Source organism: Halosimplex rarum (genome assembly GCF_047715405.1).
Lineage (GTDB): Archaea > Halobacteriota > Halobacteria > Halobacteriales > Haloarculaceae > Halosimplex > Halosimplex rarum.
In genome coordinates, this window is record NZ_CP180413.1 from 115,341 (window position 1) to 130,263 (window position 14,923).

The 14,923-nt window shown below is 66.1% G+C and carries 8 protein-coding genes; 3 read left to right on the top strand and 5 right to left on the bottom strand.

Annotation, left to right across the window (positions count from 1 at the left end; translation table 11 throughout):
• Nucleotides 1-299: 299 nt before the first annotated feature.
• Both ACMGFH_RS22340 and ACMGFH_RS22345 read right to left on the bottom strand, forming a co-directional pair.
• Complete coding sequence (locus ACMGFH_RS22340; protein ID WP_415383337.1) at nucleotides 300-617, bottom strand: RPA12/RPB9/RPC11 RNA polymerase family protein; 318 nt, start codon at nucleotides 615-617, stop codon at nucleotides 300-302.
• 179 nt (nucleotides 618-796) lie between these two features.
• A complete protein-coding gene (locus ACMGFH_RS22345) occupies nucleotides 797-1,117 on the bottom strand; it encodes a hypothetical protein (RefSeq protein WP_415383338.1) in 321 nt (106 codons plus the stop codon).
• A gap of 138 nt (nucleotides 1,118-1,255) precedes the next feature.
• Between ACMGFH_RS22345 and ACMGFH_RS22350 the strand changes: the two genes are divergently transcribed.
• Both ACMGFH_RS22350 and ACMGFH_RS22355 read left to right on the top strand, forming a co-directional pair.
• Nucleotides 1,256-2,182: a MarR family transcriptional regulator gene (locus ACMGFH_RS22350; RefSeq protein WP_415383340.1), complete on the top strand. Its 927-nt coding sequence runs from the start codon at nucleotides 1,256-1,258 to the stop codon at nucleotides 2,180-2,182.
• Nucleotides 2,179-2,982, top strand: coding sequence for a DUF6036 family nucleotidyltransferase (locus ACMGFH_RS22355; RefSeq protein WP_415383342.1), 804 nt, complete (start codon nucleotides 2,179-2,181; stop codon nucleotides 2,980-2,982). The genes ACMGFH_RS22350 and ACMGFH_RS22355 overlap by 4 nt, the downstream gene beginning before the upstream one ends.
• Nucleotides 2,983-3,260: 278 nt before the next feature.
• Here ACMGFH_RS22355 and ACMGFH_RS22360 read toward each other — a convergent pair whose 3' ends face one another.
• A complete protein-coding gene (locus ACMGFH_RS22360) occupies nucleotides 3,261-8,348 on the bottom strand; it encodes a beta strand repeat-containing protein (RefSeq protein ID WP_415383343.1) in 5,088 nt (1,695 codons plus the stop codon).
• A 176-nt stretch (nucleotides 8,349-8,524) separates the two neighbouring features.
• Between ACMGFH_RS22360 and ACMGFH_RS22365 the strand changes: the two genes are divergently transcribed.
• Complete coding sequence (locus ACMGFH_RS22365; protein WP_415383344.1) at nucleotides 8,525-9,310, top strand: helix-turn-helix transcriptional regulator; 786 nt, start codon at nucleotides 8,525-8,527, stop codon at nucleotides 9,308-9,310.
• A 73-nt stretch (nucleotides 9,311-9,383) separates the two neighbouring features.
• Here the strand turns inward: ACMGFH_RS22365 and ACMGFH_RS22370 are convergent, their stop codons facing one another.
• A complete protein-coding gene (locus ACMGFH_RS22370) occupies nucleotides 9,384-14,087 on the bottom strand; it encodes an Ig-like domain-containing protein (protein WP_415383345.1) in 4,704 nt (1,567 codons plus the stop codon).
• A 604-nt stretch (nucleotides 14,088-14,691) separates the two neighbouring features.
• Nucleotides 14,692-14,895, bottom strand: coding sequence for a hypothetical protein (locus tag ACMGFH_RS22375; RefSeq protein ID WP_415383346.1), 204 nt, complete (start codon nucleotides 14,893-14,895; stop codon nucleotides 14,692-14,694).
• Nucleotides 14,896-14,923: the final 28 nt, after the last annotated feature.

Below are 14,923 nucleotides of genomic sequence, written 5' to 3' on the forward strand. Positions count from 1 at the left end.
GCAGCCCGGTATGATCGGTCGCGAGCGACGCGGAGGTTCCGCGAGCGTAACGAGCGGCACGTCGGTGAGCTTCGCTCACCGGAGGGCGGCAGCGGCGAGCGGGGCGACCGTAACAAAGAACCTGTTCAACCGGGCTCGACGCTCAGTGACACAGCCGAGGCCCTGGTGGCCTCAGAAAGGCCGAGGCTGTCTTGGTCGTCCTCCGACCCCGCAAGCACTCTAGACACGAGGCCCGGGAGTTGAAAGTCTGATGTGACAGTCTGTGTATATTTAAGCGGCGGGGTTCGCGAGATGCGCCGTCAGGACTCACGCCACTTGTGGCCGCACTCGACGCAGGTGAACAGCCGAACCTCGTAGGAGCCGCCCGGCTTCGGCATCATCTCGTAGTAGGCCCGGTCGCTGCCGCAGTCGTCCGCCGGACAGGGCTCCTGCATCGTCTCGGTGGAGTCCTGGGTCGCGTCGGCCACGGCGGGTGTTTCGTCGTCTCGCTGTCCATCCTGAGTCGTCATCGCCGCTTCTGCTTGCGATTCCCGCGGCACCTCGTTCTCACAGGAGCGACACACCCACGTGTCACCCTCCGTGTGCATTATCGAGCCACACTCGTCACAGAATTGCATATAGAGTAGGAGTACACGGTTGTCGGATTTATGTATTAACTTCCGATCCGTGGTGGATTTCAGGCAACTGCTCATACTGACTGTACCGAGTTATCGAAGAGGCAACAGGCACCGTTGAATCAAAACACTAGCGGAGTTACAGCGGTAGAGCAGTAGTGTAAATAGTGCCTCGAGGAGGTTCAGCCGTCTGGATTGACTGGCCCCTTATATTGGGACTTGATGCTATCTCCCTCCCGCCACTGCCAGTAGTAGCGATTGTCGTTGATCTCCTTGATTGTGATCGTCGCTTTCGAGGGAACGTCGTCGGGAAGATCATCGGGTTCTTCTTCGACCTCATCTTTGTCCGAACTCTCCTCGAGACGGGCCTCGCGTGCCTTGTGTTCGGCCAGTTCTTCGGCGTAGTTGGCAATATGGCGAAGACGCTCCGGAGTCGACTCGTTGAGCGTATTGACGATCTCCGCCGGGAGGCCCGCCGGTGGGGTCGGGAGTTCGTAGGACATCGGTTGCTTTCGTTTTAACCAACACAGCCCGCTAATCCAAAGTGTTGTTGGGTAAGACGATAGGACCGACTTCGATGCCTGCTGACTGTAACATTACTCGAAACTCATTTATATACAAGTTTCGTACTATGTTACACTGTGCTCCGGCGCATTGAGCTTGAGGTTCTCGCCACCGTCGACCGCGGCGACACGATCTCTGAGCTCGCGACGAAGCTCGACCACAGCGAGAGCTACCTCTCTCGTGCCGTCGGCGACCTCGTCGAGAAGGGACTCATCTACACGGAACGCGACGGGCGGCGAAAACGAGTCATCCCGTCGGATGCTCGTGCCGTCGAACTCTATCAGGACCTCGTCCGCCAGCACTCCCACATCGACTTCCCCGAACTGCTGACCGGCAAGGCACTCGAGGTGCTGTACTACTTCGACCAGCCGCGGACGGTCTCCGAGATCGCCGACAGGAGCGACAACTACCGCAACACGGTCAACCGAGTCCTCAAGCGGTTTCGGGACCGTGGTCTCGTCGGGACGGACGACGGCCGCTATGACTTCAACGCCGACTTCGATCGCCTCCACGAGTTCGCACGTGAACTCGCACACCATCTTCACCGCCAACGCCTCGAATCCGTCGCCCCGAAGGGCACGATTCTCTGGGAGGACTACGGTGAATTCCTCGGCCAGGCGGAGACGGAGATCGACGCGGCGGGGTTCCACGAAACCGGCCTCGCTAGATTCGCGACCTTCGACCTCCAGTTCCTGCTTACTGGCCGCCGCTACTACTTTTACTCCGAGGATGTAGAGGAAATCTCGCCGGCGGATCTCTGCTGTCACACGCTGCTGATCGACGACGATACCCGCCACCGTTCGTACTGTCTCCTCCTGCTCAGCCACGTCGACGTCGACGAAGAGGGCCTCAGAGAGCAGGCGGCAAAGTATGACCTCGAAGACGAAATCGACGCCTTGCTCCGCTACCTTGAGACGCACGGCGAAGTCGACGATGACCGGCTCCCGGAGTGGGACGAGTTCCAGGAGCTGGCGGCTGACTACGAGGTGCAACTCCCACAATGAGACCTACATTCGGACGCGAGTACATCGAGAACGAGTTCCAGCGCATCGCGGATGGGCTCACAGCCCCGCTTACGGTCTACCTGATTGGTGGTGGTGCGATGTCACTGCGCGACCTCAAGGGAGCGACGAAAGATATCGACCTGGTCGTCCCGGATAGCGACGCGTACGGTCAGCTGTGGTCCGTCCTGATGGACCTCGGGTATGCGGAGATCCAATCGTTGGATCCAGATTACCGAGCGCTGGGGGCGACGAGTTGCGTCGAGAACGACGATGGGTGTCGCCTCGATATCTTCAACCAGCAGGTCGCGAACAAGCTCGTGCTCACCGACGGCATGCAAGAGCGTAGCGAGCCGTTCCTCGATACGGATCGACTGACGGTCCGGCTGGTCAGCAACGAGGATATCTTCCTGTTCAAACTGATCGCAGGCCGGGACGACGACACCGAGGACATGAATATGCTCGTGCAGACCGGCCTCGATTACGACATCGTCCGAGATGAATTCGAAGCCCAGATCGAACGCCTGGGTGACGACCAGTTCGCCACGTTCGCGAACGAGGCCCTGGTCGAACTCGAGGAGCGGTACGGGGTGACCACACCGATCGAGGGCCGCGTCCACGAGCTCACGAATAGGTACTACCGGGGGCTCGAAGTCCTCCAGGCACTTGACGAGCCGATGACCGTCGACGAACTGGCCGCCGAACTAGAGCCGGATACCGATGAAGTTCATGACCGGATCGCGTATCTCTCAAAGTTCGACCGGATCCATCGAGATGGCGACACAGTCCGTCTCGTGGAGTAACTTAATCGCTGCCCTAGGACCTCGCGGCGCTCGCGATGGTCGTATGAACCGCACGCGGCTGCGCTCCCGGTCCACACTCGCCAGGCCCCGAGTGCAGCCATCACATCGACGATGCCGCAGCGAACCGTCTGGTGGTCGTCCGGGAAGACCGCCCGGGAGCAGGTACAGGTCTTCTGCGGCGGGACGGTGTACCTTCGGCGAGGGAGATCGCGATCGTGAGCTCCGTTTGCGGCCGGTTCACGTACCTGTTACCGGTACGTGGTGGTCCACTCGACCAACTATTCGCGGGTTCGTCGGCGACGAAGCGCTAGCCAGGACAGCGCGGTGAGCGTCGCGGCGACGCCGAACCCGGGGCCGTCGCCGCTCGTCGTTCCCGATTCGTCGGCTGGCACATCAGAGCCCTTGCCAGTCGACGCGGACGGTGCCGCGGCGGCGGTGGCCGTGGAGAACGTGGTAGTCACTCCAGGGGACGCCGTCGTTGTGGGTGTGACGGCCGTCGTCCCGGTTGTTGTCGGCGTCGCGGTCGGCGCGGCCGTCGAGACCGGCGTCGCCGTCGAAACCGGCGTCGCCGTCGCAGTCGACGGTGCGGCATCGGGTCTCCCCGTTGCGACGGCGAACGTCGAGAACTCGGTCGTGGTCGCGTCGTAGACGAACCGGCCGCCTGCGGCCTCAACCAGGTCGGTCGGAAGCGCCTCCCAGGAGTCGGTTTCATCGTCGAATCGGTAGAGTGTGACCGCGGCGGCGGCGACATCGCGGTCGTTGAGCATGCTCGCCGAGACGCTGAACTGGACGGTGGCCGACTCCAGCGCGTCGCTCGCATCGGCTCCCTCGTCGGTCACCGACAGTTCGACGTACGTCAGCGGGTTCGTGCCGTCGGTTCGGAGCGCGGCGGCGGCGGACGAGCGCCCGTCGATCGGGCGGCCCTCGACGGTGAGGGTGTCGACGGCCTCTTCGAAGTCGAGGTCAACCCGTCCGATGCCGATGCCGGCGGTGTCGTTCCGGACGAGGCCGTCGAAGTCGACGCTGACGGTCTCGCCGGCGTCGGCTACTGTGGTCGCCGTGGCGCCATCGCCATCGGCGGTGGCGGTGACGGTTCCGTCGTCGTCGCTGTCGTCGGCTCCACCGCTTCCGTTGCTCCCACTGCTGTCGTCGTCGGGTGTCTCCGTGACGATCATGGTGACGGTCAACGTGCTCGACCCGACCGCCTGACTCCCGCCGTTCCCGGCCACGTCGGTCCCGCTCACGGTCACCGACTGGTCGCCGTCGGTGGCCGCGCCGCCGACGGTGACAGCGGCGCTGTACCGGTCGTCGCCGGACGCCGAGTTCGGGCCATCGTCTTCAAGCGTGACCGTCCCCGCGTCGAACGCGCTGGCGTCGGCGGTGACCGTCACGGCGGTGGCATCTTTCGTCGTCGCAGTGATCTCGACCGTGTCGCCCGCCGTGACGGTGCCGTCGCCGTCGGTTGCGTCGGCGAGCGTGACGCCGCTGACCACGGGGGCTGTGCTGTCGATGGTCAGTGCTTCCGAGTCGACGGGGCCGCTTCCGTCGTTGCTGGCGGCGTCCTCGGCGGTGGAAAGCGCCACGTCGTAGGTGCCGTCGCTACTCCCGCTGTAGGTCACCGTATACGTGTACGGTCCGTTGCCGGATTCGGTGAAGTCACTCGTCGAGAGCGTCGCCGACTCCGCACCGCTGATATCGACCGCGATCGTCGACAGTCGCTCGTCGGACTCGAACGAGATCCGTACGTCCCGGCCAGTGGGATTCGAAACGTCGAACGAGGAGACCGTCGGTGAGACGTCGTCGGTGACGCCCACGGTGACTGTCTGTGTCTCCGTTGCGGTGCCCTCACTGGCCGTAACGTCGAGCGAGAAACTGCTCTTGGTCGAGCCGTCAATGTCGGCGAGGTCGTCGATAGTGATCTCACCCGTCGAACTGTCAATAACGAACGCGCCGCCGCCGTCGCCCGCCACGTCGACGTTCCCACCGACGATCGAATAGTTCACACCCTCGTCGGTGGCGCCACCGACGGTGGCGTCTACGTCCTGGACGAGCGTACTCTGGGCCGCGCTCTCGACGACGCTGGCCGAGGTGTCCGAGGTGAACGACGGCGTCTCGTCGACGTCGCCGATGGTGACGGCGACGCTCTGCCGGTCGCTGTTGCCCACGTCGTCGGTCACGATGACGGTCAGTTCGTACGTCCCGTCCGCGTTGCTGTCGCCCGGACTCTCGAAGTCCTGCGGGGCGTCGAGCGAAAGCTCCCCGGTGTTCCCGTCGATGCTGAACGCGGCGGCGTCGGTGCCGCCGAGCGAGTAACCGACGTTCGCGTCCGGACTGGCCGTGCCGTCGTCACCGGCATCGACGTCGAGGACGGTTCCGGTCGTGCCCTCGTCAACGGTCGCCGAGTAACTGCTCCCGAATCCCGGTGCGGTGTTGTCGACGGTGTACGTCTCGTCGGTTCCGGGTTCGCTCGTGGACAGCATGTTGCCGTTCGAGTCGGTGATGTCGCCACTGCTGGCGAGATCAAGTCCCAGCGAGCCGTCGCCCGAGACGGACGCTACCGTGACCGTGATCGTCGATCCGCTGGCGATACTGACACTGTCGACCGTTCCCGACGCGGAGCCGGTCGTAAGGAAATCGTCCCTCCCGACGTTTTCGACCGGTTCGGAGAACGTGACCTCGAAGACGACACTCTCGGCGTTCGTCGTCTCGTCACTCGGACTAGCCCGGGTGATGGAATCGACGGCCGGGTCACTCTGGACGCTCACGCTCGCCGTACTGGTGACGGCCGTCCCGACTTCGTGGTCGTACTTCCAGGCGAACTCCGGACCGTAGCTACCCGTCACTTCTTCGGTGAACGCGAACGTGGCCTGGCCGTTCGCGTCGGTGACTGCCTCGTCGGAGAGTCCAGAGAGCCCGTCGGCGTTCGTCACCTCGATGGTCACCGCTTCAGCGGGACTGTCCGTGCTGTCTGTCGCGGTCACCGTGATGGTCCCGCTTCCGGCCTCGCCGACTGACGCCGTGGTGGCACCGAGCGACTCGACGGTGAGCGTGTCGGCGCCTTCCCACTGGAGCCGTGGATAGCTGCTGGTGACCGTCCACGTCGAGTCGAAATCCAACGCGGGCATACTGTCGTAGACGGAATCACCCGTGGCCGCTGTCGCCGGGACGCTATCGCTCACCGAACCGAAACCCGCGTTGTCCGTCAGGATACCACCGTCTCCGCCTGCGCGGTCCTGACCTGTTGTTCCCACGTCCCAGTAGGAGTTCTCGATAGTGCCGTCGCCGTCCGGTCGCTCGTTGCGACCAGCCAACCCACCGGCCTCCGCGTCACTTTCACTGGCAGTGACGGCCCCGGTGGCGTAGGAGCGCCTGACTGTCCCGAGACCAATACCACTAGCATCCGCACCGGTGTTCTTCCCGACCAGCCCACCGGCAGTGTACGCTGCAGTGACCGTTCCGGTGGCGTAGGAATCCGCTACCATCCCCTCGTTGTGGCCGACCAACCCGCCAGCGAGCCAGTCCGCGTCGACGTCTCCAGTGGCGTAGGAACGGTCGATAGTCCCGAAGCTTTGGCCGACTAGCCCGCCAGCAGCCATGCTCTCACTGGTACTTTGCCCAGTGGCCGAGGAGCGACGAATCGCGCCATCGTTCCGGCCGACCAGTCCGCCAACGTTCCTGTACCCGTCGGTGGGTCCTGTGACAGCAGAATCTTCGATCGTCCCGTAATTGAGGCCGACTAACTGTCCAACCCGGTAGTCTCCGGTGACGTCGCCCTCGAGCGTGACGTTCGTGATCGTTCCCCCCGACCCAACCTCACTGAACAGCCCGACGTTGTCCGTCTCTCCTCGATCGATAGTCAGTCCCGAGATGGTGTATCCGTTGCCGTCGAACGTCCCAGTGAATCGGGTGCCATCCCCGATCGGGTCGAACCCGTTCGCGTTCTCGCCGTCGCCGTTCCAGTCGGCCGTCGGACTCGCGTCGACGTCCTGGGTCAAGACGTAGTTGTTCCCCAGTCCCTGGTTCTCGATGCACTGGAGTTTGTACAGACTGTCGACCTCGTCGTACGTCTCGCCCGAGATCTGCTGTGTCGTCCACGAGAGGTCGGCACAGTCCGTCGCCGTCGGTGCAGTGTCCAGCGTGTTGCCCTGCGCTCGAAGCTGTACAGTCCGGTCGAGTCCCCGCAGTATCGGATAGCCGTCCATCGCCGCGTCAGCGTCCCCGCTCTCGACCGTCTCCCACGTGCTCGCGAAGTCGAGGGCGGGCATGTTCGTCTCCGCGCTCGCCCCCTGCATCTCGGGAGCGGGGGAGGTGTCCGCCGTCGCTCCGAAGCCGTTGACGCCGGTTACCGTTTCGATCGACTGCCCACTGACGCTCGCCTCATCCGTCGTTCCCACGTCCCAGTAGGCGTTTTCCACGGTGGTATCACTAACAGCGGAACCACCGACGATTCCACCGATCCCCTGGCTCTCGTCGGCGATACTGAGGGCTCCAGTGGCGTAGGAGCGCCGAGTCGTCCCCCCGTCGTCCGCCTGGTACGACCCGAGCAGTCCACCGACGAACCAGCTTGCAGTTACCGTGCCAGTGGCGTAGGAATCCGCTATCGTTCCCGTGGAGACGGCGCCGACGAGTCCGCCGGCAGACGCGCCATCGAAACCGCCCCCTTCTCCGACGACGGATCTCGCAGCGAAGGAGCGATCGATCGTCCCCCGGTTGAACCCGACCAGTCCGCCGACCCAATCGGTACCACGAGTGCGCTCCCCGCTCGCGTAGGAGCGACGAACCGTCCCGTCGTTACGACCGATCAGGCCGCCCACCCGCTCGGTCCCGGTGACTTCACCGGTGGCGTGGGAGTCCTCGACCGTCCCGTCGTTGAACCCGGCGAGCTGTCCGGTCCGTCTCGCGCCGGTGACGGACCCGCCTTCGAGGCCGACCCCCGTGATCGTTCCCCCCGGACCGACCTCACTGACCAAGCCGACGGAGTACGTCCCCGCTCGGTCGATGGTGAGTCCGGTGATCGTGTAGCCGTTGCCGTCGATGATCCCGGTGAATTCGTTGTTCTTGTCCCCGATCGGGTCGAACCCGCTGCCGCCGTTCCAGGTTGTCGTCCCGCTCGCGTCGATGTCGGCGGTGAGTTCGTAGTCGCTGTCGAGCCCCTGGCTCTCGAGACACTGGAGTTGATCCACGCTGGCGACCTGATACGGGTTCCCGGACGACCCGTCCCCACTGTAGCTGACGCTGCCACAGTTCGGTGCGGCGTTGCCGGCCGCCGCTGTCGTCCCCGAGATCGCCGTGACGCCCGCGAGCAGCGAGCACGACACCAGCGTCGCCAGCAGGAGCGCCCGCAGTTTCCCTGTCGTTCCCATCATACGATCTCTCCACCGCTCCCACACTCTCGACCGTCGTCGACGACGACGGCCCCACCTAGCAGTATCACAATTCGTGCAGTTGGTCAGTGCAGCGTTATAATTACGGGCTGAGACGCCGTCTCACGGCGTGAGAATCCTGGCGGAACACTTACCATTAATAAGCCCGTGGTCGCGGCATGGATCACCGAGAGACTGACGTACATCGGGTGCTGGACCGCGCCCCGCTGCTGGAGGCGGCCCGTGACAGCGCGGTCGACCGGGCGACGCTCCAGGACGAACTCGACATCTCGCGCGCGACGGCATATCGCCGGACGACGGCGCTCACCGACGACGGACTCCTCGAACAGACGCCCGCGGGCTACCGGACGACCGGGGCCGGGCGTGCGGCTCTCGACGCCGCCCGTCAGTTCGAGCGCTCGCTGGCAGCCGTCGACCGGTTGGAACCGCTGCTCGCGGAGCTGTCCGCGCCGGAACTCACGCGGAACGTCCACCGCTTCGCCGACGCCGACCTCTCGGTCGCGACGCCGCGGAACCCGCACGAACCCATCGAAGCGTGGCTCGACCACTTCGAGTCGTTCGAGCGCTCGCGGAGCCTGGTCGTCGCCGGCTGTCCCCCGGCGGTGACCGAACAGGGACTCGAACACGCCAGAAACGACGTCGACTTCGAAGCTATCTGTACGCCGCTGGCGCTCGAAGCCGACCGAAACGCCTCGGAGGAAGCCTTCGAGACGATCGCCAGCGCCGAGGGCCCCTCGCTGTACGTCAACCCCGACCTCCCCTTCACGATGGGCATCATCGACGAGGTGGTCGTCGTCGCCGCCTTCGACGAGGAGACGAATCTGCCGGTCGCGTCCGTCACGACCGACGACCCCGACGCCCGCGCGTGGGCGGAAACGCTGTATCGGCGGTACAAGCGCGATTCGGAGTCTCTCGACACGCCGCAGTCGAAGACGCTCGCGTGACCGTCTCCAGTCTGGTCACCGCTCGCGGCCGATCCACGTACCCGTGCGGTACATCGGGATTCGCGTCTGCTGGCTATTCGCGGATTCGCCGGCGAAGCGCAATCGACCACAGCGCCACGAGCGTCGCGGCGACGCCGAACCCGGGGCCGTCGCCGCTCGTCGTCTCCCCGGCGTCGGTCGGTTCGAGCTCCGACGCGTCGGTCGACACGGACGTCGCGGACGGCGATCCGGACGTCGCAGTCGCCGACGGTGAGGCGACTGTAGGGGTCGCCATCCCGGTCGCTGTCGGCGTCGCGGTCGGCGTGGCCGTCGGGGCTGGCGTCGGTGACGGGACCGTAGTCGACGCGGTGTCGTCAGGTCTCGCCGTCGCGACGGCGAACGTCGAGAATCCGGGCGCCGTGGCGTCGTAGACGAACCGCCCGTCGGCCGTCCCGACCAGAGAAGTCGGGAGCATCTCCCAGGACTCGGTGTCGTCGTCGAAGCGGTAGAGCGTTATCGCGGCGGCGTCGAGTTCGCGCTCGTTGAGCATGGCGGCGGGGACGCTGAACTGGACCGTGGCGTCCGACAGCGAATCGCTCGCGCTGCCCGTCTCGTTCGTCACCGTCAGTTCGACGTACGTCAGCGCGTCCGTGCCGTCGACTCCGAGCGCATCGGCGTCGGGCGGACGCCCGTCTCCCGGCGCGGCCGCGACGGTGACGGAGCCCGCGCCTCTCTCGAAGGTGAGGTCGACCCCGATGACCTCGATGCCCGTGGAGTCGTTTCGGACGTGCGTGCCGAAGTCGACCCGAACCGATTCGCCGGCGTCGACTGACGTGTTCGCGGCGGCTCCCTGTCCGGACGCGGTAGCGGTGATCACGCCGTCGCCGTCGTCGCTGTCGCGGGTACTGCCGCCTGTTCCGCCGCTCTCGCCGTCGGCACTGGCGGCTGTCACGGTGACCGTCAGCGTGTCTGTGTCCGCGTTGCCGGCGGCGTCTCTCGCCGTGAGTCTCACCGTGTACGTGCCGGGGTCGGCGAAAGCGTGCTCGACTGCGGTCCCGGTCGCGGTCGTCCCGTCGCCGAAGTCCCACTCGATGGTCTCGACGCCGACGTCGTCCGTCGTTTGCGCGGCGTCGAACGACGCCGCGCTGTCTATCTCGACGCTCAGATCGCCGCTGGCGGTGGCGTCCGGCGCGACCGCGTCGACGGTGACGGGGAGACTCGCCGAAGCGACGCCGGTGTTCCCGGCCGCGTCGACCAGTTTCGCCGTGAGGCTGTGGGTGCCATCGGCGAGGGCGGAGCTGGGGGTGAGCGACCAGTCGCCGTCCGCGTCCGCCGTCGTCGTCCCGAGCGATCCATCTACATCGGAGACCACTTCGACGGTCGCCCCGGCTTCGCCGGTTCCCGAGAGGGTGGGCGTCGCGTCGCTCGTGAGGTTGTCCGAATCGGACTCGCCCAGATCGCTTCCGGGATCGAGATCGGGCGTCGACGGTGCGTCCGGCGGCGTCGTGTCGACTGTCACGGTCAGCGCGGCCGAGACGGGACCGGCGTTTCCGGCGGCGTCGGTCGCCGACGCGGTCAGTCGGTGGTCGCCCTCTGAGAGCGCGGTACCGGGGGTGAGCGACCAGTCGCCGTTCGCGTTCGCCGTCGTCGTCCCGAGCGATCCATCTATATCGGAGACCACTTCGACGACCGCCTCGGTCTCGGTGGTCCCCGTGAGCGTCGGGGTGGTGTCGCTCGTCAGGTCGTCCGAATCGGAGTCACCCAGGTCGCTCTCGGGGTCGAGATCGGGCGTCGACGGCGTGCCCGGTGCGGTCGTATCGACCGTCACGGTCAGAGTGGCGGCGCTGCCGGTGTTCCCGGCGGCGTCCGTCGCCGTCACCGCGATGCTGTGAACGTCCTCCGAGAGTGGGCTGCTGGGGGTGAACGACCAGTCGCCGTTCGCGTCTGCGGTGACCGTCCCGAGCGAGCCGTCCAGGTCGGAGACCAACGTGACGACCGAGTCGGCCTCGGTGGTCCCGGAGAGTGTGGGCGTCGCGTCGCAGGTCACCTCGTCGGCGTCCGACGAGCCCGTATCGCTCCCGGCCGCGAGGTCGAGCGCCGAGGGAGGAGCTGGCGCGCTCGCGTCGACAGTGACGACGAGGGCGGCCGAAGTGCCGGCGTTCCCGGCGTCGTCGGTTGTCTGTGCCGTGAGACTGTGGCTGCCGTCCGAGAGGGCGGAGCCGGGGGTGAACGACCAGTCGCCGTCGCCGTCGGCGGTGACCGTCCCGAGCGAGCCGTCCAGATCGGAGACGATGGTGACCTCCGCGTCGGCCGGGGCTGTTCCCGAGAGGGTGGGCGACACGTCGCTCGTCAGGTCGTCGGTACTGGACTCGCCGGTGTCGCTATCGGGGTCGAGATCGGGCGTCGACGGTGCCGCCGGTGCGGTCGTGTCCAGCGTAACCGTCACGCCAGCCGAGGCGGGACCGGTGTTTCCGGCGGCGTCGGTCGCCGTCGCCGTGAGGCTGTGGGCCCCGTCCGCGAGGGCGGAGCCGGGGGTGAACGACCAGTCGCCGTCCGCGTCCGCCGTCGTCGTCCCGAGCGATCCATCTATATCGGAGACCACTTCGACGACCGCCCCGGCTTCGGCGGTTCCCGAGAGAGTTGGTGTCGCGTCGCTCGTGAGATCGTCAGAATCGGAGTCGCCGGTGTCACTCTCGGGATCGAGATCGGGCGTCGACGGCGCGTCCGGCCCGGTCGTATCGACCGTGACGCCGAGAGCGGTTGAGGCGGGCCCGGTGTTTCCGGCGGCGTCGGTTGCCGTCGCCGTGAGGCTGTGGGTGCCGTCCGCGAGGGCAGAGCCCGGGGTGAACGACCAGTCGCCGTTCGCGTCTGCGGTGACCGTCCCGAGCGAGCCGTCCAAGTCAGAGATCACCTCGACAGTCGCATCCGCCTCTGTTGTTCCCGTAATCTCCGGCGTCGTGTCGCTCGTCACGCCGTCCGAACTCGACGCGCCGGTGTCGCTGCTGGGGGCGAGGTCCGGCGTCGACGGGGCGGCCGGCGGCGTCGTGTCGACGGTGACGCTGGCGGACTCGCCGTCGGCACCGTCGGTGCCCTCGGCGTCTTCGGCGGTGTCGACCGTCGCGGTGTAGGTTCCGTCGCTCGATCCGGCGTACGTCGCGGTGTACGTGTAGCTGCCGGGCCCGCCCGTCTCGGTGAAGTCGGTCAGCGTCGCGTCCTCGGCACCGGAGACGGACACCGAGATAGTAGCGAGTTGCGTATCGGAGTCGAAACTGACCGCGATGTCCTGGCCCGACGGGTTGGTGACGGCGACGTTCGAGATCGCCGGTGCCGGCTGTTTGACGGCGTAGAGGTGGCTCCCGGATCCGTAGTAGACGTAGCCGTTCCAGACGAGCGGCGTCGGGTAGAGATTCCCCTCCGGCGAGTCGTACACCCACTGCTGGGTGCCGGTGTCGGCGTCGAAGGCGCGGACGCTCCCGTCGCCGAAGTCCGAGACGTAGACGACGCCGCCCGCGACGACCGGTGCGCCGCGGAAGTCGGTCCCCGTCCGCGTCCACTCTACGGACCCGTCGGCGGCGTCCAGCGCGACGAAGTCGCCCCCGCGACTCCCGCCGTAGACCATCCCGTCGGCGTAGACGAGGCCGCCGTCTACGTCGCCCGTCATCGTGTGACTCCAGCGCACGGACCCATCGGCGGTTTCGAGCGCGTAGATCGTGCCGTCACCGCCCGTCTCCCACGACGCCGAGTCGGTCCCGATGTACACCGTGTCGCCGACGACCGTGGGGTCGGACTGGATCTCGTCGGCCGCCTGGAAGTTCCAGAGTTTCGCCCCGGTTTCGGCGTCGAGGGCGGTGACGTTGTCCGAATCGCTCCCGAAGTAGACCACGCCGTCGACGACTGCGGGGTTCGATTCGACGAGGCCCTGCCACTCCTCGGTGTACTGCCAGATCTCCTCGCCGGTCGCGGCGTCGACCGCCGTCATGTTCCCTCCGTTGCTCCCGAAGTAGACCACGCCGTCCACGACGGCCGGGGCGGACCGGACATTGGTCGCCGTGTCGTAGCTCCAGATCTCGTTCCCGTTGGTCGCGTCGATCGCGTGGAGTTTGTAGTCGTTACTGCCGAGGTAGAGGACACCGTTGGCGTAGGCGGGCGTCGTCCAGGTCGATCCACTTTGACCGCCGGGCGTCGCGCTCCACAGCACCGAGCCGTCCTCGGGGTCGAGCGCGTACAGCTTGCCGCCGTCGTGGAAGGCCGTGTAGAGCGTCCCGTCCACGACGATCGACTGCATCACCTGCGGCGTGCCCTCCGAGATGTCCCACGCCGGGATGGGCTCGCTCGTCGGCCCCGTCTGGCCCGGATAGTGACCGAGGTTCCCCGGACCCCCGTGGTACGTCGCCATCGCCTCCTGGACGGTCACCGTCTCGGTCGCGCTCGCGCTCCCACCCGCAACCGTCACCGTCCGGTCGCCGACGGTCCACAGCGACTCGTCGACGCTGACCGTCTTCGTCGCCCCGTCCGCGACGGTGCCGTTGGCCCACTGCCGGACGGTACCGTCGACCGACACGGACACGTTGTACGTCCCTTCCCCGCCGCCACCGTTCTGGATCGTGACCGTCGTCTCAACCGCGCTCCCCTCGAACAGCGACGACTGCTCGACGGTCGGATTCGAATAGCTCACCGACGCGTCGGCCGTCGCGGCCGTTCCCGCGTCCGTAAGTACCGAGACACCGGCGACTATCGAACACAGCAGCAGCGTCGACACCACCAGCGCGCGCAGTCTGTCCACCCCGTCGGCGCTCAAGCAACCACCCTCACGCGCGGTCCGACGTCGTCTCGCCTCGCGTCCTCGTCCCCGGTCCGTCGCGTCTTGGGCTGACCGCCACGCGCTCGTCTCACGGTGACCGCACCTCGGCGTGAGCGCCCCGCACCGCCGACTGTACGCGGCCGCGTCCAGACGCTGACGAGCGGCTACAATCTTGCATGCCAAAACTATACCAAAAGCTCGATATATAGATGCCGGTGAGAACGCTCTCCACGCCGTGGAACGCCCGCCCACCGAAACAGACCCTCTTCGCTCCGCACGCGTGGCGGACGGCGGTCCGGTCGCCGCTCGCCCCCTCGTATGGATCCTCTAACTACTAAACCGGGAACGAGCGAATCGCCGATAATGGGGCTTTCGCACATCGCGGCGGGGTGGTAGTGTTCAGACGGCTGTAGAACATGCAGATCCACGTCCACCTGTCGACGGAGTCTCCAGCGCAGCGAGAGACACAATACGGGGGTGTGCTGTGTCCCATATCTGCGCGAGTGCTCCGGAAATAGTGGTTTCGAGTGCGCGAAAAGGAAGGTCCCATGCGTCGCTCCCACGGGGGTGAAGCATGAAAACGCGGTCGGGAAGCCACCCGTCAGTAGAAGCGTGATACTGGCCGTTCTGGGAATTCATCTTGTGTTCGAACCTCGAAGTCCTGCGGGGCGTCGAGAGAAAGATCCCCGGTGTTCCCGTCGATGCTGAACGCGGCGGCGTCGGTGCCGCGGAGAGAGTAGCCGACGTTCGTGTCCTGACTGGCCGTGCCGTCGTCACCGGCTTCGACGTCGAACAAAGCCTCCATGGCAAACGCGTTTTCAAACACGCGAAGC